The sequence below is a fragment of the Kocuria salina genome (assembly GCF_013368965.1).
GTDB classification, from domain to species: domain Bacteria; phylum Actinomycetota; class Actinomycetes; order Actinomycetales; family Micrococcaceae; genus Kocuria; species Kocuria rosea.
Genome location: NZ_SSSF01000005.1, coordinates 287,960 through 308,840, shown reverse-complemented (window position 1 = coordinate 308,840; position 20,881 = coordinate 287,960). Strand labels below are relative to the sequence as shown.

Annotated in this window: 19 protein-coding genes and 1 tRNA gene; 13 read left to right on the top strand and 7 right to left on the bottom strand. The window is 72.3% G+C overall.

Annotated elements, in window-relative coordinates:
- Positions 1-23 precede the first annotated feature (23 nt).
- From E7Z53_RS12310 to E7Z53_RS12290, 5 genes are all read left to right on the top strand, one after another.
- Entirely contained in the window at positions 24-890 is an 867-nt protein-coding gene (locus tag E7Z53_RS12310) for a type II secretion system F family protein (RefSeq protein WP_176337875.1), read from the top strand.
- Between the two features lie 112 nt (positions 891-1,002).
- Complete coding sequence (locus E7Z53_RS12305) at positions 1,003-1,938, top strand: glycosyltransferase family 87 protein (protein ID WP_176337874.1); 936 nt, start codon at positions 1,003-1,005, stop codon at positions 1,936-1,938.
- 268 nt (positions 1,939-2,206) lie between these two features.
- Positions 2,207-2,776, top strand: coding sequence for a class F sortase (locus tag E7Z53_RS12300; RefSeq protein WP_176337873.1), 570 nt, complete (start codon positions 2,207-2,209; stop codon positions 2,774-2,776).
- Positions 2,777-2,926: 150 nt separating this feature from the next.
- On the top strand, positions 2,927-4,357 hold the full coding sequence (locus E7Z53_RS12295; RefSeq protein WP_176337872.1) for a hypothetical protein: 1,431 nt from the start codon (positions 2,927-2,929) through the stop codon (positions 4,355-4,357).
- Positions 4,358-4,392: 35 nt separating this feature from the next.
- A complete protein-coding gene (locus tag E7Z53_RS12290; RefSeq protein ID WP_176337871.1) occupies positions 4,393-5,088 on the top strand; it encodes a hypothetical protein in 696 nt (231 codons plus the stop codon).
- Between the two features lie 109 nt (positions 5,089-5,197).
- On the opposite strand, the gene E7Z53_RS12285 is transcribed toward E7Z53_RS12290, so the two are convergent.
- Positions 5,198-5,431 carry a hypothetical protein gene (locus E7Z53_RS12285; protein WP_109221937.1) on the bottom strand — a complete coding sequence of 78 codons (234 nt, stop codon included), beginning with the start codon at positions 5,429-5,431 and terminating at the stop codon, positions 5,198-5,200.
- A 286-nt stretch (positions 5,432-5,717) separates the two neighbouring features.
- Positions 5,718-5,794: transfer RNA gene (locus tag E7Z53_RS12280), tRNA-Pro, on the bottom strand.
- A gap of 231 nt (positions 5,795-6,025) precedes the next feature.
- On the opposite strand from E7Z53_RS12280, the gene E7Z53_RS12275 reads away from it, so the two are divergent.
- From E7Z53_RS12275 to E7Z53_RS12250, 6 genes are all read left to right on the top strand, one after another.
- A complete protein-coding gene (locus E7Z53_RS12275; protein WP_176337870.1) occupies positions 6,026-7,279 on the top strand; it encodes a M28 family peptidase in 1,254 nt (417 codons plus the stop codon).
- 157 nt (positions 7,280-7,436) lie between these two features.
- Positions 7,437-9,026, top strand: a complete 1,590-nt coding sequence (locus tag E7Z53_RS12270) for a M20/M25/M40 family metallo-hydrolase (RefSeq protein WP_176337869.1) — start codon at positions 7,437-7,439, stop codon at positions 9,024-9,026.
- Between the two features lie 251 nt (positions 9,027-9,277).
- Positions 9,278-10,732: a M28 family peptidase gene (locus E7Z53_RS12265; RefSeq protein ID WP_176337868.1), complete on the top strand. Its 1,455-nt coding sequence runs from the start codon at positions 9,278-9,280 to the stop codon at positions 10,730-10,732.
- A gap of 163 nt (positions 10,733-10,895) precedes the next feature.
- Complete coding sequence (locus E7Z53_RS12260) at positions 10,896-12,500, top strand: M20/M25/M40 family metallo-hydrolase (RefSeq protein ID WP_176337867.1); 1,605 nt, start codon at positions 10,896-10,898, stop codon at positions 12,498-12,500.
- A gap of 64 nt (positions 12,501-12,564) precedes the next feature.
- Positions 12,565-13,275 (top strand): HAD family hydrolase, encoded by a 711-nt coding sequence (locus tag E7Z53_RS12255; protein ID WP_176337866.1) that lies wholly within the window; start codon positions 12,565-12,567, stop codon positions 13,273-13,275.
- A 62-nt stretch (positions 13,276-13,337) separates the two neighbouring features.
- Positions 13,338-14,036: a haloacid dehalogenase type II gene (locus tag E7Z53_RS12250; RefSeq protein ID WP_176337865.1), complete on the top strand. Its 699-nt coding sequence runs from the start codon at positions 13,338-13,340 to the stop codon at positions 14,034-14,036.
- A 9-nt stretch (positions 14,037-14,045) separates the two neighbouring features.
- Here E7Z53_RS12250 and E7Z53_RS12245 read toward each other — a convergent pair whose 3' ends face one another.
- The 4 genes from E7Z53_RS12245 to E7Z53_RS12230 form a co-directional block, all read right to left on the bottom strand.
- Positions 14,046-15,053 carry an NADP-dependent oxidoreductase gene (locus E7Z53_RS12245; protein ID WP_176337864.1) on the bottom strand — a complete coding sequence of 336 codons (1,008 nt, stop codon included), beginning with the start codon at positions 15,051-15,053 and terminating at the stop codon, positions 14,046-14,048.
- A gap of 44 nt (positions 15,054-15,097) precedes the next feature.
- Positions 15,098-15,520, bottom strand: coding sequence for an organic hydroperoxide resistance protein (locus E7Z53_RS12240; protein ID WP_176337863.1), 423 nt, complete (start codon positions 15,518-15,520; stop codon positions 15,098-15,100).
- A gap of 5 nt (positions 15,521-15,525) precedes the next feature.
- A complete protein-coding gene (locus E7Z53_RS12235) occupies positions 15,526-16,020 on the bottom strand; it encodes a MarR family winged helix-turn-helix transcriptional regulator (protein ID WP_109221944.1) in 495 nt (164 codons plus the stop codon).
- Between the two features lie 68 nt (positions 16,021-16,088).
- Positions 16,089-18,938, bottom strand: a complete 2,850-nt coding sequence (locus E7Z53_RS12230) for an FAD-binding and (Fe-S)-binding domain-containing protein (protein WP_176337862.1) — start codon at positions 18,936-18,938, stop codon at positions 16,089-16,091.
- 237 nt (positions 18,939-19,175) lie between these two features.
- On the opposite strand from E7Z53_RS12230, the gene E7Z53_RS12225 reads away from it, so the two are divergent.
- On the top strand, positions 19,176-19,334 hold the full coding sequence (locus E7Z53_RS12225; protein WP_017832526.1) for a hypothetical protein: 159 nt from the start codon (positions 19,176-19,178) through the stop codon (positions 19,332-19,334).
- Entirely contained in the window at positions 19,331-19,909 is a 579-nt protein-coding gene (locus tag E7Z53_RS12220) for an RBBP9/YdeN family alpha/beta hydrolase (RefSeq protein WP_176337861.1), read from the top strand. Before E7Z53_RS12225 ends, E7Z53_RS12220 begins: the two co-directional genes overlap by 4 nt.
- 38 nt (positions 19,910-19,947) lie before the next feature.
- Here E7Z53_RS12220 and E7Z53_RS12215 read toward each other — a convergent pair whose 3' ends face one another.
- Positions 19,948-20,862 carry a metallophosphoesterase gene (locus E7Z53_RS12215; RefSeq protein WP_017832524.1) on the bottom strand — a complete coding sequence of 305 codons (915 nt, stop codon included), beginning with the start codon at positions 20,860-20,862 and terminating at the stop codon, positions 19,948-19,950.
- Positions 20,863-20,881 lie beyond the last annotated feature (19 nt).

Here is a 20,881-nt window from a genome sequence, read left to right as displayed (position 1 = left end):
CCCCCTTTCTCGAAGGACGTTCCATGACCCCCCTTTTCCTCGGCATGCTGCTTCTCGCCGGTGCCGCGGGCCTGGCCATCTGGCTCGCGGTGGGTGTGCGCTGGGGCGGCGACCGGTTGGTGCGCCAAAACCTGAGAGTCGGCTTCGGTGCCACCGAGGCCGAAATGATCCGCGACGCACCGGACTTCGGCTGGGCCAGCCGGTTCACCACCGGTAACGGCCAGGAGCGGCTTGAAACCCTTTATTCGAAGGCGGGCCGGCCTGCAAGCTGGCCGGTCGCCCGCCTGATGGCTTACAAGGTCTATGCCCTGGGCGCCGCCCTCTTGGTGGGCCTGCTGCTCCTAGCCATGACCGGGGGCAACGGCATGATTCTGCTCATCGTGGTGGTCATGGTGCCGGTGGGTTACTTCCTGCCCGAGCTGTTGCTGTACAGCCAAGGCATCGAGCGGCAGAAGGCCATCGGACTCGAACTTGCGGACACCCTTGACCAGATGATGATCGCTGTGGAGGCCGGCCTCGGCTTCGAGTCCGCAATGGCCCGCGCCGGCCACAATGGCAAAGGCCCACTCGCCGAGGAACTCGTGCGCACGCTTCAGGAAATGCGTGTGGGCATTCCGCGCCGTGACGCCTACCTGGCGCTCGAGCAACGAACTGATGTGCCCGACCTGCGGCAGTTCACGCGCGCGGTAATTCAGGCCGATGCATACGGAATTTCCATCTCCACGGTGCTGCGGACGCAAGCCGACGAAATGCGCATCAAGCGTCGGCAACGGGCGGAAGAGGCGGCGCAAAAGATCCCCACCAAGATCCTCATACCACTCATGCTTTTTGTGCTCCCGGTACTTTTCCTCACAGTGCTAGGTCCGGTTGTGCTGAGCTTCGTTAGCTGAGGAGCCCGCGCGAGTACATCACTTCGACCTTGTGGTGGTCGCGATGAGTTATGTCAGCCGTATTGTCAAAGGTATGGCGCGTGACTCGCAAGCCAGAAAGTAGATAAACTTCATGGGCGTTACATCAATCAATTCGGCAGGCAATCGATGGCCAGTTCCCGCAGGCAAAGCATTTGCTGAGAATTTTCCACTCTTCATGAAGGCCGCGCTCTCAGGATTGTGGTTCATGTCGGCCCTCGTCATTGTTCAGATCGTCCGATCTGTTATGGCCGAGCCGAGGGTCTTCGGCCAGGATTCACATGCGTACTGGCTCGCGGCGCAGGCCGAACTCGTATACAGCAGACCCGCTGGCACGCTGGACGCCTATCTCTACTCCCCAGTGTTCCTGACGCTCATCAAGCCGCTCACGTGGCTGCCTTGGCCGGTCTTCCTCGCGGCGTGGACGGTCTTGTTGCTGGCGATAGTCGTCTGGCTGGTGCGGCCCCTGCCATGGGAGTGGGCCGTTCCTCTGGCCGTGTGCTGCCTGCCGGAAGTCTTGGTGAACAACATATTCTTGCTCTTGGCTCTAGCAGCGGTGGTGGGCATGCGTTGGCCAGCTTTGTGGGCATTCCCAATCCTGACGAAAGTGACAATGGGAGTGGGGCTTCTATGGTTTGCCGCTCGCGGTGAATGGTGGAGCCTGATCAAGGGCATTGGCGTGACAGCGCTGATCGTGGCAGTTGCGTACGCTGTGGATCCACTTTCCTGGCAGGCCTGGGTCCACTTCCTGCTCAGCAATCGTGACGGCACAAAGGATGGACTGGCACTGTTCGCACTGCGTTGCCTGGGCGCCGTCGTGTTGGTGGTCGTCGGCGCCCGGCTGAACTGGCCCTGGCTGGTTGCCCCGGCCATGCTTCTGGCCTCTCCCGTCCTCGTCTCCATCGTGCCTGCTGCTTTGCTCGCCGCGATTCCTCGGCTGGCGATGTTGAACAGTGCAGGGCCGCCTCCCATTCAGTTCCTGAATACTGGAGAAGATATGTCTATTTCGAAGTCCCCTCTGGGGGCCTGATGACAAGAGTTGTTGTCCCCTTCCAGGACGGCTCCACAGAACGCTGTCACGCCCACGGAACGGGTCTTGTACAGTGACCGCCCCTACTCGCGAAATTTACGAGTCGAGACGCCGACGCCCCGTGCTGGTCACCGTCCTGGCGATAGTTTCGCTTTCGGCCGCAGGCCTGGCCGCACACCAGTGGACCGTAGGCGCTCAGGCCGTCGGCTTGGGAGGCGTCATCCAGCACGACGCCCCAGGGTCTGTTAGAGCTCCGGGTCCTATCGGTGTGTCGTCACTTGATCCGGACGACGCCCGGGCCGCCGGTGACCCGGGGTCCCACTCCGCGGTGCGGGGACCGAAGACCTGCGGGAACCTGTCCGCCCGGGCCCGGGTCTGCTCCCCGTCGATCGGCATCGACGCGGCGCTCGAGTCCATGGGACAGGACGACGCCGGGAACATGGCGGTGCCCACCCACGAGGACCGTGCGGCAATCGGCTGGTACTCGGCCTCCGCCCCGATCGGCGGTGAGCAGGGCAACGCGGTGCTGGCCGGTCACGTGGACTATCCCTACGACGCTCCCGCGCTGGCCACGCTCTACACGGCGCAGCCCGGGCAGAAGCTCTGGGTCTCCAACGGGACCGGGGGAGTGTTCTCCTACACCGTGACCGCGGTGCGGGAGCCGACGCCACGGGACGCCCCGCCGCGGGACATCTTCGAGCTGACCGGAGACCCGGGACTGTCCCTGGTCACCTGCTCGGGCGACTACGTCCAGCCGGACGGCGCGCCGTCCTGGTCGTACACGAACAACCTCGTCGTCGACCTGGCCCTCGATCCCGAGACCGCCCCCGTCCCGTGACGCCGCCGCGCTGTCCGTCCCCTCTTGTGCGCACACCCGGCGTCGCACAGTGACTTCCCCGGACAGCACCCCCTTCATGCAATTACATTAGTAAAGATCGGTCGGCCGCCCACCGGCCTGCCGATCCCCCCACGATCCCCAGGAGTTCCCATGCCCTCCCCCCGCCCCGTCCGCCGCGCGCCGCTGCTCGCGGTGGCGGCTCTGGCCGGCACCACCGCGGTGACCGGGACGCTGGTCGCCGCGACGCCGGCCGCAGCCGTGCCCGTGGCGATCGCGGAGTACCTCATCGAGGTCGCAGAGGGGAGCCCGAGCACTGGCGCGGAGTCGTTCCACACCCCGGTGACGCTGACCAACACCGATACCGCCTACGGCATCCACGAGGACCAGCCCCTGGCCCCTGTCGGAGAGCTCGTGCACGACGACGAGGGCTATGAAGTGGCCGAACCCTTCGACGACCCCAAGACCGGGTGGGAGGACGTGGTGGGCGAGAAGGTCGGCGACAGCCCGGTCTACTGGGAGCCGGAGAACGCCGCCCTGGCGGGATACATCCTCTCGGTCTTCGGTCCCACCGACGATCCGGATGAGGCCCTGGCGGTGCAGTGGGCCGTGCGCTCCCTGTCGACCGCGGAGCTGCCGCAGCCGGCCGGCATCGAGCAGTCGCACCTGGACCGGGCCGAGTTCCTCCTGCGGGACGCGCGCCACAACGTCCCGGCGCTCGCCCCGCAGGAGGACTATCCGGTCTCCGTGTCCTTCGCGCCGGACGGCCGGCCCGGCACGCTGCTCGTCACCATGCCGGAGGTCTACGACGCCACGACCGTCACCCTGACCGGGCCCGTCACCTTCGCCGACGGGACGAGGACGCAGACCTTCACCGGCGGGGACCGGGACAAGCACCTCGAACTGGCCGTGCCCGCCGGGGTCACCGCGGGAGAGCTCACCGCCGACCTGGCGGCGACCATGCCCTCGACCGAGCTCACCGTCCTGACCGACGACCAGTACCGCGACCTGCTCATCGCGGGCCAGGAGCGCACGGTCGACTGGACCGCGAGCGCCGGTTTCGAGATCGACGCCCCGACCGCGCCGGACGAGGAGATCTCCGACGAGGAGACCACGCCCCTGGACGACGACGGCACCGGGGACGCGCCGGTCGACCAGGACACGCCCACGACCAATGACATCGATGACGACGTCGACGGCGGCCCCGGCAGTGACACGGGCTCCGGCGACGCCGCGACCGGACCGGACGCCGAGCCGGCGGTCCGCAATGGCGGTGCCCCTGTCCTCGAGATCGTGACGGACGCCGACGCCGAGCAGCGGCTCACGGCGACCCTCGAGGCCTTCGTCCTGTTCGACGAGCAGGCCACCACCTCCACGGAGGTCGTCACGGAGACCACCATGACGGCCGGGGGAGCGGCCTACGCCGAATCGGCCATGGCCAACACCGGCATGGGCGCAGCCCCTGCGGCCGGTGAGCGCAGCGCCATGACCTCGGTGATCCTCGTCGTGGTCGCCATCGGCGCCGGTCTCGGCGCCTGGCTGCTGCGCCGACGCCCGGCCGACACCTCGGACCGGTCCGCCTGATGTTCACCTCCGTCCCAGTTCTCCGGGAGATCTCGATGAACCGCACCACTCGCACCGTCGTCGTCGCGTCCCTCGCGCTCGCCGTCCTCACCGGCTGCGGCGGTGCCGCGGCCGAGGCGAAGGGTGCGCACACCTACGAACCCCTGCCGCCGCTCAGCACGGCGACGCCGACCGCCAGCCCGGCGCCGCAGCCGACGTCACCGGCGGCGCCCGAGTCCACTCCCGCGCCGACGGCCGAGGCCTCCGCAGACACTGCCGCCTCTGCCGCAGGGACGGCTCAGGTCGCCGCCCCCGTCGGTGGCACGGCGGGCACGGGCATCCCCGGTCAGACACCTGCCGCCGGGTCGTCATCCGCCCTCGGGCAGGCACCCGCTGCTGCGGCAGGGCCCGTGGGTGGAGGCATGCCGGTCCAGGCGACGGAGCGGACGTCGACCAGCACCACGACGACCACGTCGACGACGATCGAGGCCGGTCTCAAGCTCGTGATCACCTGCGAGGGGCTGTGCTTGCTGGCCGACCTCGCCGCGCCGGAGCTGACCGGGCAGGACGGAGCGTTCTCCGAGGACCTCCTGCGGCAGGCACTCGAGGAGGAGCTGGGTGGTCAGGGCGGAGACCAGCAGCAGCTGACCGACGACCTGCTCGAGCAGCTCATGCAGGGTCAGTGGGCTCTGGCCGAGCGGGATCTCGAGGGCGGGGACGAGAAGCTGGTCTTCTCCTCGGCTCGGAAGTAGATTCACGCCGTCCGGAGCGGGGTCATCCGGCGGGTCGGCGCGGTCCGCGCTGCCGCAGCGCACGACGACGCACCCGGCCCTTGACCAGGGCCGGGTGCGTCGACGTCGCTCAGGCGGGCACGGCCGCCCAGTGCACGGCGAAGCACGCCGTGGCGGCCATCGAGTACAGCCACACGGAGGCCTCGCGGGTCCACGGGATCTTCTTGGTCATGGCGGAGCTGATGACCGCGGCGACGATCAGTCCGATGCCCAGCCACAGGGACCAGTCGGTGAACAGCTGGAGGACGGCGCCCAGCACGCCGGTGCCGGCGTCGTCGAGGACACGGTCGATGTCGAGATTCATGGTGAGAACTCCCCCCCGGAGCTGACGAACGTTCCGGGCGCCCCCATGACGCCCGCGACGACAGGGGCGCGACACCGGCGGCGGGGAAGCGGAGGATCAGCCGGTCCCTGGGCAGCCGGGGCGGGCACGCCCTGACAGTGCCGAGCCTATTCGATGAATTTGCAAATGCATCGGCGGAGGGCGTCGCTTCTTGCGGGGACAGCCGGCCCCGCGCGTCGTCGTCGGGACATGCGAAAGGCCCCGGACCGACTGGTCCGGGGCCGTTCGCTGGTGGTCGGGATCACAATGGTCGGGATGACAGGATTTGAACCTGCGACCTCGTCGTCCCGAACGACGCGCGCTACCAAGCTGCGCCACATCCCGTGAAGCATCCGGTCTCGGCCGGAAACAACTGCTCCATCATAGCCATCCGGCCGGGCGGGTGGGAAATCGGGTGCCCGCGGCTGTGTCGCAGGGGTGGTGCATGACCTGTGGACCGTTGACCGGAGGCCCTGCTTGTGCTTCTGTGATCGCACAGTACCGTCGGTCCACGGCGGACGTCGCGGGGGACGTCCTGCCGGAACATTCGCGGCGCCATGTCTCGGGGGAGGGATCGTGCGTCGACGAGCATTCAGCAGAGGATTCGCCTCGGTCGTGCTGGCGGTGGTCCTGTCGCTCACAGCCGGTGGCCCCGCTGCGGCTCTCCCGGCAGGGCCCGACGGCGCCACCTCGACGGAGGAGATCACCGAGGCCGTCACCGCCGAGCAGCTGGAGGGCCACCTCCAGGCGTTCCAGGACGCCGCGGACGCCCACGGCGGCAACCGCGCCGTCGGTACCGACGGTTACCGAGCGAGCGTCGACTACGTCGTCGAACGGCTGCAGGCCGCCGGCTACGACCCCCGGGTGCAGGTCTTCACGGTCCCGGGTGACGAGGACCACGACGACTACCACGACGACTACCACGACGACGACCACGACGAGGACTCGGCCACGGAGCGCCGTGTGACGTACAACGTGCTGGCGGACACGGCCACGGGCGACCCGGACAGCACCGTGCTGGTCGGCGCGCACCTGGACAGCGTGCCGGAGGGCCCCGGCCTCAACGACAACGGCTCCGGCGCAGCGGGCGTCCTCGCGGTGGCCGAGGCCCTGGCCGGCACCGACGTGCAGAACAGGGTGCGCTTCGCCTGGTGGGGCGCGGAGGAACTGAACCTCAACGGCGCCGACCACTACGTCTCCGACCTCCGGGCCAACGACCCCGGGGCGTTCGAGGACATCGCGATGTACCTGAACTTCGACATGATCGGTTCTCCCAACTACGGGCGTTTCGTCTACGACGGCGACGCGTCCGGGAGCAGCTGGCACGGCGACTCCGTCGAGGCTCCGGACGGATCGGACGCCATCGAGGCGGCGTTCGAGGGCTACTTCGAGTCCGTGGGGATCGCCGCCGACGAGGTGCCGCTCGACGACGGCAGCGACCACCTCGTGTTCGCCGGGGCCGGGATCCCCGTGGGTGGTCTCTTCACCGGCGACACGGGCGAGAAGACGCGCAGGGAGGCCGCCCGGTACGGCGGCGAGGCCGGCGTGGACTACGACCCCTGCTACCACTCCGCCTGCGACGACCTGGACAACGTAGACCTCCAGGTCCTGGAGGAGATGAGCGACGCCACGGCCGCGGTCGTCCTGGGCTTCGCGTCCTCCACGATCGACGACGGGGCGCCCCTCCGGCCGCCGGACGGGTGGCCACGCCGCGGGGCGCTCGAGGAGCTCGGGCCGGTCCTCGTCGGTCTCGCCGCCGTGAGCGTGCTCGTCGCGGCAGCCGTCGCGGCGGCCGTCGCCGTGCGGCGCCGCGCCCGCGGGCGCCGGTGAGTCGGGCCGGCTGGAGTTGTCCCCCAACTAGTGGACAAAAGTTATTGACCGGTCGGTAACTCATTTGTGAGCATGTGCAAATCCGAGTCATCCCTCGATGACTGTGAACCGCGTCACGGCCGGGCTACCTCCCGGCCGCCGCTCACCTGGAGGTTCCATGCCCGTTCGCAATTCCAGCCACTGGATCACCGCAGCCGCCCTGGCCGGCGCCCTGACCCTGACGGCGACCAGTGCCGTCGCGGCCCCCACCCGCGACACCAGCAACAACAACACCACCCACAAGATCACCCAGGCCGTCTCCCAGCAGAAGCTCACGGAGCACCTGAACGCCTTCCAGTCGATCGCGGAGGCCAACGACGGCAACCGCGCCTCCGGCACCTCCGGCTACCAGGCCAGCGTCGACTACGTGGTCGAGAGGCTGCGCGCCGCCGGCTACACCCCGGAGGTCCAGGAGTTCGACTTCCCGTTCTTCCAGGAGCGCACCCCCGCCACGGTCGCCGCGGACGGCACGCAGCTCGCCGCCGGGGACGTCGCGGTGATGACCTACTCCGGCACGGGCACCGTCACCGCCCCCGTGCAGGCCGTGGACACCACCGGAGCCCGGGTGGGCAGCACCAGCGGCTGCGAGGCGAGCGACTTCGCCGGCTTCGAGGCGGGCAATGTGGCCCTCTTGCAGCGCGGCACCTGCTCCTTCGGGATTAAGGCCGCCAACGCGGAGGCCGCGGGCGCCTCCGCCGTGCTGATCTTCAACACGGGCCTGCCGAACGCGGAGGACACCGTCGCCGGCACCCTGGGCTCCCCGGAGGCCACGTCCCTGCCGACGGTCGGGCTCAGCTACCAGGCCGGCGTGGACCTGCTGGACGCCCAGGAGGTCACGGTCGCCACGGACACCGTCTCGGCGACCCGCACCACCTACAACGTCCTCGCCGAGACCGGCTCAGGCGACCCCGAGAACACGGTGATGGTCGGCGCGCACCTGGACGGCGTGCTCGAGGGCGCGGGCATCAGCGACAACGGCACCGGGTCGGCCGGCATCCTGGCCATCGCGGAGGCGATGGCCAAGACGAAGACCGAGAACACCGTGCGCTTCGCCTGGTGGGGCGCGGAGGAGCTCGGCCTGCTGGGAGCCGAGCACTACGTGACCGATCTGCGGAAGAACGACCCGGAGGCGTTCGAGGACATCGCGATGTACCTGAACTTCGACATGATCGGCTCCCCGAACTACGGGCGCTTCGTCTACGACGGGGACGCCTCCACCTTCGACCCCGGCGACACAAACGTCCCCGAGGGCTCCGCGGCGATCGAGGCGGCGTTCCACGAACACTTCGCCTCGGTGGGGCTGGCCTCCGGCGACACCGAGTTCAGCGGCCGCAGCGACTACGGGCCGTTCATCGAGGCCGACATCCCCTCCGGCGGTCTCTTCACGGGCGCCGAGGGCGTGAAGACCGAGGAGCAGGCCGCACTGTACGGCGGCCAGGCCGGTGTCGCCTACGACTCCTGCTACCACTCGGCCTGCGACGACATCTCGAACGTGAACCTCCAGGGCATGGAGGAGATGTCCGACGCCGCCGCGGCCGTCGTCCTGCGCTACGCGATGTCCACCCACGACGTCAACGGCGAGGGCAAGCCCTACCGGCAGAAGGGCAAGGGCGCCGTCGGCCACCCCAAGGGCGACGACCGCGGCCACGGCCCGCACTCCGAGCACGGTCGCGGCCACGGGCACGGCCACGACAAGGCGGCCGCCTGACGGTCCCGAGGCACAGGGAGCGGCCCCGTCCCCGGCGCGAACTGCCGGGGGCGGGGCCGTTCGCTGCGCCACAATCCGCCCAACCGTTGTGCCGCCGACGTGCAGTTGAGATTCTGGGCACAGGGCTCCACCAGCACGATGGAGCCGACCCCACGGTCGAGCCCCCGATCGGCCCCTGCCCCGGGAGATCCCATGCGCCACCGCACCCACCACCACCGGACCGTGGCCGCCGCCACCCCGACCACGACGGGGTGGTCCCGGTGACCGCGGCGGGCGTGCCCGTCGGGAAGGTGCTGGAGCACCTCGAGGTGTTCCAGGCCATCGCCAACGCGAACAACGCCAACCGCGCCTCGGGCACGCCCGGCTACCGGGGCAGCGTGGACTACGTGGTCGGCCGGCTGCGGGCCGCCGGCTACGCCCCGCAGGTCCAGAAGTTCACCTTCCCCTTCTTCCAGGAGACCGCCCCGGCCACGGTCAGCGCGGGCGGGCGGCAGCTTCCCGCGGCGGACGTGGCGGTCATGACCTACTCCGGCTCCGGGACCGTGACGGCGCCGGTGCAGGCCGTGGGAACGACCGGCGAGAAGGCCGCGAGCACCAGCGGGTGCGAGGCCGGGGACTTCGCCGACTTCGTGCCGGGGAACATCGCGCTGCTCCAGCGGGGCACGTGCGCCTTCGGGGTGAAGGCCGCCAACGCCCAGGCCGCCGGGGCCTCCGCGGTGCTGATCTTCAACACGGGACTGGACGGGGCGGAGGGTGTGGTCGCCGGCACCCTGGGCGAACCCGGCGGGGTGACTGTCCCCGTGGTCGGGCTGAGCTACGCGGCCGGCGTGGCCCTGCTGGGCGGGGGCGAGGTGACGGTCAGCACGCAGACCGTCTCCGAGAGCCGGGAGACGTTCAACGTCCTCGCCGAGACGGGCTCCGGCGACGGGGAGCGCACGGTCATGGTCGGGGCCCACCTGGACAGCGTCCCGGAGGGCCCCGGGATCAACGACAACGCGTCCGGCTCCGCGGGCATCCTGGCCATCGCCGAGGCGCTCGCGGGCACGGAGACCGCCAACGCGGTGCGCTTCGCCTGGTGGGGTGCTGAGGAGTTCGGCCTGCTCGGGTCCCGCCACTACGTCACGGACCTCAAGACCAACGACGCCGGGATGCTCGGGAACATCGCGCTGTACCTGAACTTCGACATGATCGGCTCCCCGAACCACGGGCGCTTCGTCTACGACGGCGACGCCTCGGCGTTCGGCCCGGAGGACGGCTCGGTGGCCGCCCCGGCGGGCTCGGCCGCGATCGAGGCGGCCTTCCACGAGCACTTCGGCTCCGTGGGCCTGGCCTCGGGCGAGACCGAGTTCAGCGGCCGCAGCGACTACGGCCCGTTCATCGCCGAGGGCATCGCCTCCGGCGGCCTGTTCACCGGGGCGGAGGGGATCAAGACCGTGGAGCAGGCGGCGCTGTTCGGCGGCCGGGCCGGCATCGGCTACGACTTCTGCTACCACGCGTCCTGCGACGACCTCAGCAACGTCGACCTCCGGACGCTGGAGGAGATGACCGGCGCGGCCTCCGCCGTCGTCCTGCGCTTCGCGAACTCCAGCGAGGACCTCGAGACGGAGGGCCGGCGGCTGCTCGGCATCGTGGCTCCCGTTCCCCCCGCCGCTGTCGACCAGGGCCGCGGCCCGAGCAACGCCGCCGCGCAGAGGCAGGCCGAGTGAGGCGGCCGCACTGAGGCCGATGCGGTTCCCCGTGCCACAATCCGTCCGGTCATTGTGCCTCTGACCTGGAGCTGAGATCCTGTGCGCAGGACTCCACCCGCCCGATGGGGCCCATGACGGACACGGTCGAGCCCCCGATCGGCCTCAGGCCCCGGGAGGACCCATGCCGCACCCCACACCCCGCCGATGGACCGTGGCCGCCGCCCTGGCCGGCGCCCTCGCGCTCACTGTGCCGAGCGCCGTCACGGCGGCTCCGGGAGAGGCCGGCGACGCCGGAACGCGCGCCACCACCGCTGCGGCCGTGCCCGTGCAGCAGGTGCTGGACCACCTCGAGGTGTTCCAGGCCGTCGCCCACGCCAACGGCGGCAACCGGGCCTCGGGCACCCCGGGCTACCGCGGCAGCGCGGACTACGTGGTCGGCCGGCTGCGCGCCGCCGGCTACGCCCCGCGGGTCCAGAGCTTCTCCTTCCCGTTCTTCCAGGAGGTCGTCCCGACCACCGTGGCCGTGCCCGGCCCGGGCGGTGTGCCGCGGACCCTGACCGCGGCGGAGGCTGCCGTCATGGTCTACTCCGGGTCCGGCACGGTGACCGCCCCGGTGCAGGCCGTGGACACCACCGGCGCCCCGGCCGCGAGCACCAGCGGCTGCGAGGCCGAGGACTTCGCCGGCTTCACGGCGGGCAGCGTGGCCCTGCTCCAGCGAGGCACGTGCACCTTCGGGGTGAAGGCCGCCAACGCCCAGGCCGCCGGGGCGTCCGCGGTGCTGATCTTCAACACGGGTCTCCCCGGCGAGGAGGGCGTGGTCGCCGGCACGCTCGGGGAGCCCGGTGCCACGACCCTCCCGGTGGTCGGCCTCAGTCATGCGGCCGGGACCGCCCTGCTGGGCGGGGGCGAGGTGACCGTGACGGCGCAGACCGTCTCCGAGAACCGTGAGACGTTCAACGTCCTCGCCGAGACGGGCTCGGGCGATCCCGGGAGCACGGTGATGGTCGGCGCCCACCTGGACAGCGTCCCCGAGGGCGCGGGCATCAACGACAACGGCTCGGGCTCCGCGGGGATCCTGGCCATCGCCGAGGCGCTCGCGGGCACGGAGACCGCGAACACCGTGCGCTTCGCTTGGTGGGGCGCGGAGGAGTTCGGCCTGCGCGGCTCCCGGCACTACGTCGCGGACCTGAAGGCCAACGACCCCGCCGCGCTGGAGGACATCGCGGTGTACCTGAACTTCGACATGATCGGCTCCCCGAATTACGGGCGCTTCGTCTACGACGGCGACCACTCCGCGTTCCCGCCCGTGCAGGGCCCCGATGGGCCCGTGACCGCCCCGGCGGGCTCGGCCGCGATCGAGGCGGCCTTCCACGAGCACTTCGGCTCCGTGGGCCTGGCCTCCGGCGAGACCGAGTTCAGCGGCCGCAGCGACTACGGGCCCTTCGTCGCCGAGGGCGTCCCCTCCGGCGGCCTGTTCACCGGCGCCGAGGGGATCAAGACCGCGGAGCAGGCCGCGCTGTTCGGCGGCCGGGCCGGGGTCGCCTACGACTTCTGCTACCACGGCGCGTGCGACGACCTCGCCAACGTCGACGCCCGGGGGCTGGGCGAGATGACCGACGCGGCGGCAGCCGTGATCCAGCGCTTCGCGGCCTCCACCCGGGACGTCGACGGCGCGGGGGCGGACGAGGGCGCGCAGCAGGGCGGGGGCGGGCTCCCGCTCGGTCCGGCCACCGCGGACCAGGGGAGCGGCCCGCACAGCGCCGCCGAGGTCCCATCGGCCCAGTGAACGGACGGTCCCCGGCTCGGCGTTGGCCATTGCTCACCCGGCCACCGGGTGGGAGGGTGAGGCCATGACTCCTCCCCGGACCCCCGACCGCTCGGCGCCGAGCCGGCGCGGCGTCCTGTTCGACGTCGACGGCACCCTCATCGACTCGAGCTACCTGCACACCGTCGCCTGGTGGCACGCCTTCAACCAGGCCGGGCACGACGTCCCCATGCACCGCATCCACCGGCTCATCGGCATGGGCTCGGAACAGCTGATCGAGGAGCTGCTGCCCGCGGACCGGGACCGGGACGGGGACGACGCCATCGGCGCGGCCCACGGGGCCCTGTTCTCCGTGCACTGGCCGGGGCTCAAGCCCACCCGCGGCGCCGCGGAGCTGCTGCGCCGCTGCACCGACGCGGGGCTCGTGGTGGTGCTGGCGTCGTCGTCGAACGTCACCGAGGTGGCCGCCATGCGGGAGGCCCTCGGCTCGGACGACCTGCTCACGGCGGTCACGACCGCCACGGACGCCGAGCACAGCAAGCCCGCCCCGGACATCTTCGCCGCAGCCCTGGAGGCCGGGAACCTGCGCCCCGAGGACGCGATCGTGGTGGGGGACGCCCGCTGGGACGTCGAGTCCGCGTGGAAGCTCGGCCTCGACGCCGTGTGCCTGACCAGCGGCGGGATCAGCGAGACGGAGCTGCGCGAGGCCGGGGCCGTGGCCGTCTACGCGGACCCGCAGGCCCTCCTGGACGACTTCGAGAACAGCCCCCTGGGCCGGCTCGTCCCGGCGGGCTGAACGCTCCCCGCCGGCTCCCGCGCGGACCGCGCCGCGCACCACCGCGAACGAAAGGCCCCGGAATGACCACCGACGACAGACCCGTCCTCGTGTTCGACGTGAACGAGACCCTCTCCGACATGCGCCCCCTGCGCCACGCCTTCGAGGAGGTCGGGGTGCCGGGGGAGCTGGCGCCCACGTGGTTCGCCTCCGTCCTGCGGGAGGGCTTCGCGCTGGCTGTCCACGGCGAGGCCCAGCCGTTCTCCGTGCTGGGGCAGGAGACGGCGCGCGCGCTCTTCACCCTGCACCCGCCGGCCGGGGACGTGGCGGACGCCGTGGCCCGGGTCATGGACGCCGTGCAGCAGCTGCCCGTCCACGCCGACGTCCCGGACGGGGTGCGCTCCCTGGCCGACGCCGGGTTCCGGCTCACGGCCCTCACCAACGGCTCCGCGGCCACCGCCGAGGGCCTGCTGGAGCGGGCGGGCGTGCGGCAGCACTTCGAGCAGGTCTGCTCCGTCGAGGACGCCCCCTGCTGGAAGCCGGCCTCCGAGGCCTACACCTGGGCGAGCGGGGCGTGGGGCGTGCCGCCGGAGCAGATGCTCATGGTCGCGGTGCACCCGTGGGACCTGCACGGCGCCGCCCGGGCGGGGTTGCGTACGGCCTGGATCGACCGGCACGGCTCGCCCTGGCCGGCGTACGCGCGCACCCCGGACCTCAGGGTGTCCGGGGTGCGGGAGCTCGCCGCGCGGCTGGCCGCCGGCGGCGCCGAGCTGACCGCCTGACGGCTCAGCTCACAGCTTGACGACCATCTTGCCGGTGTTGGCCCCGGCGAGCAGGTCGATGAACGCCTGCGGGGCGTCGTCCAGCCCCTCGCGCACGGTCTCGTCCCACCGGATGTCGCCGGCCGCGAGCCAGCCGGCCATCTTCTCGCGGAACTCCGGGCCCAGGTCCTGGTGACCGCTCACCAGGAAGCCCTGCAGGCTCAGCTGCTTGCCGATCGCCAGCGCCAGGTTCCGCGGCGCCGCCGGGGGCTCGGTCGCGTTGTACTGCGAGATCGCCCCGCACAGGCACACGCGGCCGTGGACGTTCAGCGCGGAGATCGCGGCCTCCAGGTGCTCGCCGCCCACGTTGTCGAAGTAGACGTCGATGCCCTCGGGCGCCGCGCGCCGCAGCTGGGGGAGCACCGGGCCGTCGTGGTAGTCGAAGGCGGCGTCGAAGCCGAGCTCCAGCAGGCGGGCGACCTTCTCGGGCGAGCCGGCGCTGCCGATCACGCGGGCGGCGCCGCTGAGCTTCGCGATCTGGCCGACGAGCGAGCCCACGGCCCCGGCGGCGCCGGAGACGAAGACCGTGTCCCCGGGCCGGAACCGTGCGGCCGCCATGAGGCCGGCGTACGCGGTGAGCCCCGGCATGCCGAGCACCCCCAGGTAGGCCGACTCCGGGGCGAGGGCGGGATCCACCACGGTGGCGGAGGAGGCCTCGACGAGCGCGTGCTCCCGCCACCCGGCCCCGTGCAGCACCGTGGCGCCCACGGGCAGCTCGGGCGCGGAGGAGGCGATGACCTCGCCCACGGCGCCGCCGTCGAGCGGGCAGTCCACTTGGAACGGCGGGACGTAGGACTTCACGTCGTTCATCCGGCCGCGCATGTACGGGTCCACGGACATCCAGCGGTTGGCGACCACGACCTGGCCGGGGCCGGGCGCGGGCAGCGTGGCCTCCTCGAGCCGGAAGTTCTCGGGGGTGGGGGTGCCGTCGGGGCGGGAGGCGAGCACGACCTGGCGGGTGCTGGTGGGGGATGTCATCGGTTCTCCTGGGGGTCGAGGGAAGGGGGTTGGGGGAGCGGGGATCAGTCGTCGGCGACGGTCACGCGGACGTCGACGTTGCCGCGGGTGGCGTTCGAGTACGGGCACACCTGGTGGGCCTTGTCCGCCAGGGCCTGCGCGGTGGCCGGGTCGAGGTCGGGGAGCACGACCTCGAGGTCGACCTCGAGGCCGAAGCCGCCCTGGCCGTTGCCGCCGATGCCCACGCGGGCCCCGACGCTGGAGTCGCCGAGCTTCACCTGCTCCTGCCGGGCCACCATCTGCAGCGCGGAGTGGAAGCATGCGGCGTAGCCCGCGGCGAAGAGCTGCTCGGGGTTGGCGCCGTCGCCGGAGCCGCCCATCTCCTGCGGGACGGCCAGGCCAAGGTCGATCCGGCCGTCGGTGGTGCGGGTGCGGCCGTTGCGGCCGGCGCCGGTGGCGAGGGCCTCGGCGGTGTAGACGGTGTCCATGCTGGTCACTCCTGGGTGTCGGTGGTGGTGGTTCGGGTTCCGGTGCTGTCCGCACCGGGGCGGTCCGCTGCGTCCGGATCGGCGGGGGCGCCGATCCGCCGGGCCAGTGCCCGCAGCGTCTCCATCTCGGCGGCGGTCAGCCCCGAGGCCTCCAGGACGCGCTGCTGCACGGCCGGGGCGCGCTCGCGCAGCCGGTGGCCGGACGGCGTGAGGTGGACGGTGACCCGCCGCTCGTCGTCGTGCCCCCGGCGGCGCTCGAGGAGGCCGCCGGTCTCCATCCGCTTGAGCAGCGGGGAGAGGGTGCCGCTGTCCAGGCGGAGGCGGGAGCCCAGCGCCGAGACGGTCTGGCCGTCCGCCTCCCACAGTGCGAGCAGCGCGAGGTACTGCGGATAGGTCAGGCCGAGCTCCGCCAGCGGCTCGCGGTAGGCCGCGGTCGTGGCCCGTGAGGCGGCGTAGAGCGCGAAGCACAGCTGCGCGTCGAGCCGGAGGTCTGCGTCCATGACCCCATGGTGGCACGGGAATCAGTTGGGCACAACTCAGTTGTGCACAACCTAAAGCGGCGCGCGGATCAGCGGGTCGCCTCCTCCAGGTGCTCGAGCACGTGCCGGTACGGGTGGCCGGTGGCCTCCGTCATGCCCTGCTCGCACGTGCGGTTCAGGGACGCGTAGGCGTCGAAGCGGCGGCCGGTGACCTCACGGGCCTCGGCCGCGGTGGCGGAGGCCGTGAACTCGGGGTGCAGCATCCCGCGGTCCCCGGCGTAGGCGCAGCAGCCCCAGTCCTTCGGCACGACCACGTCCTCGCTGATCGCCCGGGCCAGCGTCTCGAGGGCGCCGGTGATGCCCAGGTGCACGCTCGAGCAGGTGGGGTGCAGGGCCATGGACCCGATCGGGCGGGAGACGGCCAGTCGCTCCAGCACCCGGTCCGCCACGAACTCCACCGCGTCCACGAACCGCAGCGCGTGGTACTCGCTGGACGCCGCCGCCAGCTCGGACATGGTCTCCAGGCCCTCGGTGCAGGACGCGGCGTCGCAGACGACCGGCAGCTCGCCCTGGCGGGTCGCCTCCCACAGCCCGGCCAGCGTCCGCTCCGACATCGTGGCGTACCCGGTGGGCAGCCCCTTCGACTTCCACGGCGTCCCGCAGCACAGGTTCCCGATGCCCTCGGGGACGGTGACGTGCACCCCGGCGCGGTCGCACAGCGCCAGGAACGCCTCCGAGGCGGTCAGGCCCGTGCCGCCCCCGGGGCGGGCGGCCGTGCCGAACATCGAGTTGATGCACGCCGGGAAGAACACGGCCTCCGCGGCCGGGTCCCGCCGGTGCGGCCGGGGCGGGCCGCCCGCGGGCAGCTCCGCCTTGTACTGCGGCACGTGCTCGGCGCCGAGGACGGCCCGGGCCGCGGCGGTCGCGGCGGCCGGCAGCGCGGCGGGCAGGGCCTTCGCGGCGGTCAGGCCGAGCCCGGCGCCCGTCGTCGTCGCCCCCCACGCCCGCGCGGCGGCGCCCCAGCCGGCGTCCGCGACCCGGTTGTGGTCCTCGGCGCGCAGCCGGCGCACGAGGTCCCCCGTGTTGATGAGCACGGGGCAGGCCGTCACGCACATCCCGTCCACGGCGCACGTCTGCAGGCCCTCGTAGTCGTACTCGGCGCGCAGCCGGCCGGCGAGCTCCGTGTCCCCCCGCTCCTCGGCCGCCGCGATCTCCCGGCGGCCCACGATCCGCTGCCGCGGCGTGAGGGTGAGGTCCTTGGACGGGCAGACCGGCTCGCAGTAGCCGCACTCCACGCACCGGTCCACCTCCTGCTCCACCGTGGGCGCGGTCTTGAGGTCCCGCACGTAGACCGTGGGGTCCTCGTTGAGCAGCACGCCCGGGTTCAGCAGCGCGCCCGGGTCGACGAGCCGCTTGAGCGCCACCATGACGTCGTAGAGCTCGTCCCCGTACTGCCGGCGCACGAACGGCGCCATGTTGCGGCCCGTGCCGTGTTCGGCCTTGAGCGAGCCGTGGTGGTCGAGGACCAGGGCGACCATGTCCTCGGTGAAGCGCTCGTAGCGGGCCAGCAGGTCCGGGCGGTCGAACTGCTCGTTGAGCATGAAGTGGACGTTGCCGTCCTTGGCGTGCCCGAAGATCACCGAGTCCCGGTAGCCGTGGGCGTCGAAGAGCCCCGTGAGCTGCTCGCAGGTCTCGCCGAGCTCCGCGACGGGGACGACGACGTCCTCGAGCAGCGCGTTGGACCCGCTCGGCCGGGCCCCCGCCACGGTGGTGTAGAGGCCCTTGCGCACGGTCCACAGCGCCGCCCGGGCCGCGGGGTCGTCCGTCAGGGCGGGCGGTACTGCGAGGTCCAGGGTGCGGAACAGCCCGGCGGCGCCCGCCGAGAGCTCCTGCTCCTCCTCGGGCGTGCGGCCCTGGTACTCGACGAGCAGCGCCGCGTGGTCGCGGACGTCGATGTCCAGGATCTGCGCCGGGGCCAGTCCCGTGCGCTGGGAGACCTTCAGGGACGTGGCGTCCAGCAGCTCGACCGTGGCCGAGCGGGCCGCCACCAGGGCGGGGACCGTGCGGGTGGCCGCGGCCAGATCCGGGAACACCAGCAGTCCCGTGGAGGCGAACGGCAGGATCTCCACCGTCCGGAAGACCGCCTGGGCCACGAAGCCCAGGGTGCCCTCGCTGCCGACCATCAGGTGCTCGAGGATCCGCACCGGCTCGTCGTGGTCCAGGAAGGAGTTGAGGCCGTAGCCCATGGTGTTCTTCATCGAGAACTGCCGCTCGATCGTGCGCACCGACGCCGGGTCGCCGCGCACCCGGTCCCGCAGCCGCAGCAGACCCTCGTGCAGGGCGGGCTCGAGCTCCCGCAGCCGCCGGTCGGCGTCCGGGTCCGCGGTGTCCACCCGGGTCCCGGAGGGCAGGACGAACACCAGGGACTCCAGCGTCCGGTAGGTGTTGGCGTCGGTCCCGCAGGCCATGCCCGAGGAGTTGTTGGCCACCACACCGCCGATCGTGCACGCGGCCTCGCTCGCCGGGTCCGGCCCCAGCTTGTGGCCGTACGGGGCCAGCCGGGCGTTGACCTGCCGCACCGTGGCCCCGGGCTGCACACGGACCCGCCGGCCGCCGTCCAGCACCTCGACCTCCCGGAAGTTCCGCCGGACGTCGACCAGCACCTGGTCCGTCACGGACTGCCCGGACAGGGACGTCCCGCCGGAGCGGAAGGTCAGGCCCAGGCCGTGGCGGGCGACCGCGCGGAAGAGGTGGCCCATGTCCGCGGCCGAGCGGGGGCGCACCACCGCCGCGGGCTGCAGCAGGTAGTGGGAGGCGTCGTGGGCCAGCGCGCGGTGCTCGAGCTCCGAGGCCACCACCGCGTCGCGGCCGCACCCGGCCCGCAGCTCCTCCAGCAGGGCCTCGGGGGCGGGGGCGGGGTGCGTGCTGGGGGCGGTCATGGGATCTCCTGACGGGGAGGCGGGGCAGCCGGGGTGGTCCACGCCATATCCTATGGTGTGACCACAGGCGCCGCACCGGTCCGCCCGGCGGGGGCCGCCGGGGCCCGGCCGACCGGGCCTGTTCGTTCCGGTCCGCCGGCCCCGGGCGGTGCGGGGGGATTGTGGGCGGCGCCGTTTTGGGGGAAGCTCGGGCCACGGGCCCGCCGGCCCGGGAGCCGACCCCTGGAGGAGATCACCATGGACCCCATCTGCCCGTCCTGCGGCGGGCCCCTGCGCCAGATCCCCGAGGACCAGTGGCCCGAAGGCGGCCCGGTGCCGGAGGGCACGGTCGAGATGTACCTGTGCGACAGGACCAACCACCGGATCATCGTGGCGGTCCCCGAGATCTCCGGGTGAGCGAGCCCGAGCCGGAGGTCCGCCGGGTGGTGGTGGTGCACGGCTACGACGCCGCCCCCGACCAGCACTGGTTCCCGTGGCTGCGCGACCGGCTCGCCGCCGAGGGCGTGCGGACCGAGGTCGTGGAGCTGCCGGAGCCGTCCTTCCCGGAAGCCGGGGCGTGGCTGGCCGCCGTGGCACGGGCGGTCGGCGAGCCGGACCCGCACACCCACCTGGTGGGCCACAGCCTGGGCTGCATCACCCTCCTGCGCCACCTCGCCGGTCTGCCCCAGCCGTGGACGCTGGGCGGGCTGGTGCTCGTGGCCGGCTTCACGGGACGGCTCGAGGCCGTGCCGCTCCTCGACGAGTTCCTCGCCGAGGACGTGGACGTCTCCGCCGTGCGCGCCAACGCCCGGCGCCGCCTGGTGCTGCGCTCGGACGACGACCCGACCGTGCCGGCGGCCGCCACCGAGGCGCTCGCCGCGCGGCTCGACGCCCCCGTGCGGGTGGTGCCGCGGGCGGGACACTTCTGCGGCTCCGACGGCGTCACCCGCCTGCCCGCGGTGCTCGAGGCCCTGGTGCCGCGCGGCGGCTGAAAGCGCCTGCGCGGACGGCCGGCGTGCGGGCGGCCCGCTCAGTCCGTGAGCGTCAGCAGCACGGCCTCGGGCGGGCAGAACAGCCGGATCGGGGCGAAGCGGGACGTCCCCAGGCCCGCCGACACGTTGACCGGCACCCCGCCCTGGGTGATGAGCCCCTTGCAGCGCTCCGGCTCGAGGTCGCAGTTGCTGACCAGCGCCCGCCCGCCCGGCAGGCAGACCTGCCCGCCGTGCGTGTGCCCTGCCAGCACCAGCTGCGCGCCGTCCGCCGCGAAGCGGTCGAGGGTCCGCAGGTAGGGGGCGTGGGCCACCCCGAGGCGCAGATCCGCCGTCGCGGGGTCACCGAAGCCGGGGTGCCGGTCGTAGCCGAGGTGCGGGTCGTCCACCCCGGACAGGTCCAGGGTGAGGCCCGCGACCTCCATCCGGGCGGAGCGGTTGATCAGCGGCGTCCAGCCCGCGGCGTCGAACGCGTCGTGCATGTCCTGGGTGGGCAGCCGGGGCGCCTCGTCCCGGCCCTCCCCGGAGGTGTCCCGCCACAGGTAGCGGAACGGGTTCTTGGGCCGCGGCGCGAAGTAGCAGTTGGACCCCGGGACGTAGGCCCCGGGGAAGCGGAACAGCGGCTCCAGGATCTCCAGCAGCCACGGCAGCGCCCCGGGGTGGGAGAGGTTGTCCCCGGTGTCCACCACGAGGTCCGGCTCCAGCGCCGCGAGCGAGTGCACGAACTCCCGCACAGCGCGCTGGCCGGGCCAGACGTGCAGGTCCGACAGGTGCAGGATCCGCAGCGGCGCGCTGCCCTCGGGCAGCAGCCGGAGCCGTTCCGTGCGCAGCTGGAACCGGCGGCGCTCGACGACGACGCCCCACGCGCCGAGGCCCGCCGCCGCCCCGGCACCGGCCGCCGTCACGGCGGCGGCGGTCCGCAGGGCGGGCGCGACGGCGCCCCGGGGGGTGTGCACGCGATCCACTCCCGCTCCC

Excerpts from the sequence above, each read along its gene's own strand:
- E7Z53_RS12310 (WP_176337875.1), top strand. The coding sequence starts at position 24 with ATGACCCCCCTTTTCCTCGGCATGCTGCTTCTCGCCGGTGCCGCGGGC.
- E7Z53_RS12305 (WP_176337874.1), top strand. The coding sequence starts at position 1,003 with ATGGGCGTTACATCAATCAATTCGGCAGGCAATCGATGGCCAGTTCCC.
- E7Z53_RS12295 (WP_176337872.1), top strand. The coding sequence starts at position 2,927 with ATGCCCTCCCCCCGCCCCGTCCGCCGCGCGCCGCTGCTCGCGGTGGCG.
- E7Z53_RS12290 (WP_176337871.1), top strand. The coding sequence starts at position 4,393 with ATGAACCGCACCACTCGCACCGTCGTCGTCGCGTCCCTCGCGCTCGCC.
- E7Z53_RS12285 (WP_109221937.1), bottom strand. The coding sequence starts at position 5,431 with ATGAATCTCGACATCGACCGTGTCCTCGACGACGCCGGCACCGGCGTG.
- E7Z53_RS12270 (WP_176337869.1), top strand. The coding sequence starts at position 7,437 with ATGCCCGTTCGCAATTCCAGCCACTGGATCACCGCAGCCGCCCTGGCC.
- E7Z53_RS12260 (WP_176337867.1), top strand. The coding sequence starts at position 10,896 with ATGCCGCACCCCACACCCCGCCGATGGACCGTGGCCGCCGCCCTGGCC.
- E7Z53_RS12255 (WP_176337866.1), top strand. The coding sequence starts at position 12,565 with ATGACTCCTCCCCGGACCCCCGACCGCTCGGCGCCGAGCCGGCGCGGC.
- E7Z53_RS12250 (WP_176337865.1), top strand. The coding sequence starts at position 13,338 with ATGACCACCGACGACAGACCCGTCCTCGTGTTCGACGTGAACGAGACC.
- E7Z53_RS12245 (WP_176337864.1), bottom strand. The coding sequence starts at position 15,053 with ATGACATCCCCCACCAGCACCCGCCAGGTCGTGCTCGCCTCCCGCCCC.
- E7Z53_RS12240 (WP_176337863.1), bottom strand. The coding sequence starts at position 15,520 with ATGGACACCGTCTACACCGCCGAGGCCCTCGCCACCGGCGCCGGCCGC.
- E7Z53_RS12235 (WP_109221944.1), bottom strand. The coding sequence starts at position 16,020 with ATGGACGCAGACCTCCGGCTCGACGCGCAGCTGTGCTTCGCGCTCTAC.
- E7Z53_RS12230 (WP_176337862.1), bottom strand. The coding sequence starts at position 18,938 with ATGACCGCCCCCAGCACGCACCCCGCCCCCGCCCCCGAGGCCCTGCTG.
- E7Z53_RS12225 (WP_017832526.1), top strand. The coding sequence starts at position 19,176 with ATGGACCCCATCTGCCCGTCCTGCGGCGGGCCCCTGCGCCAGATCCCC.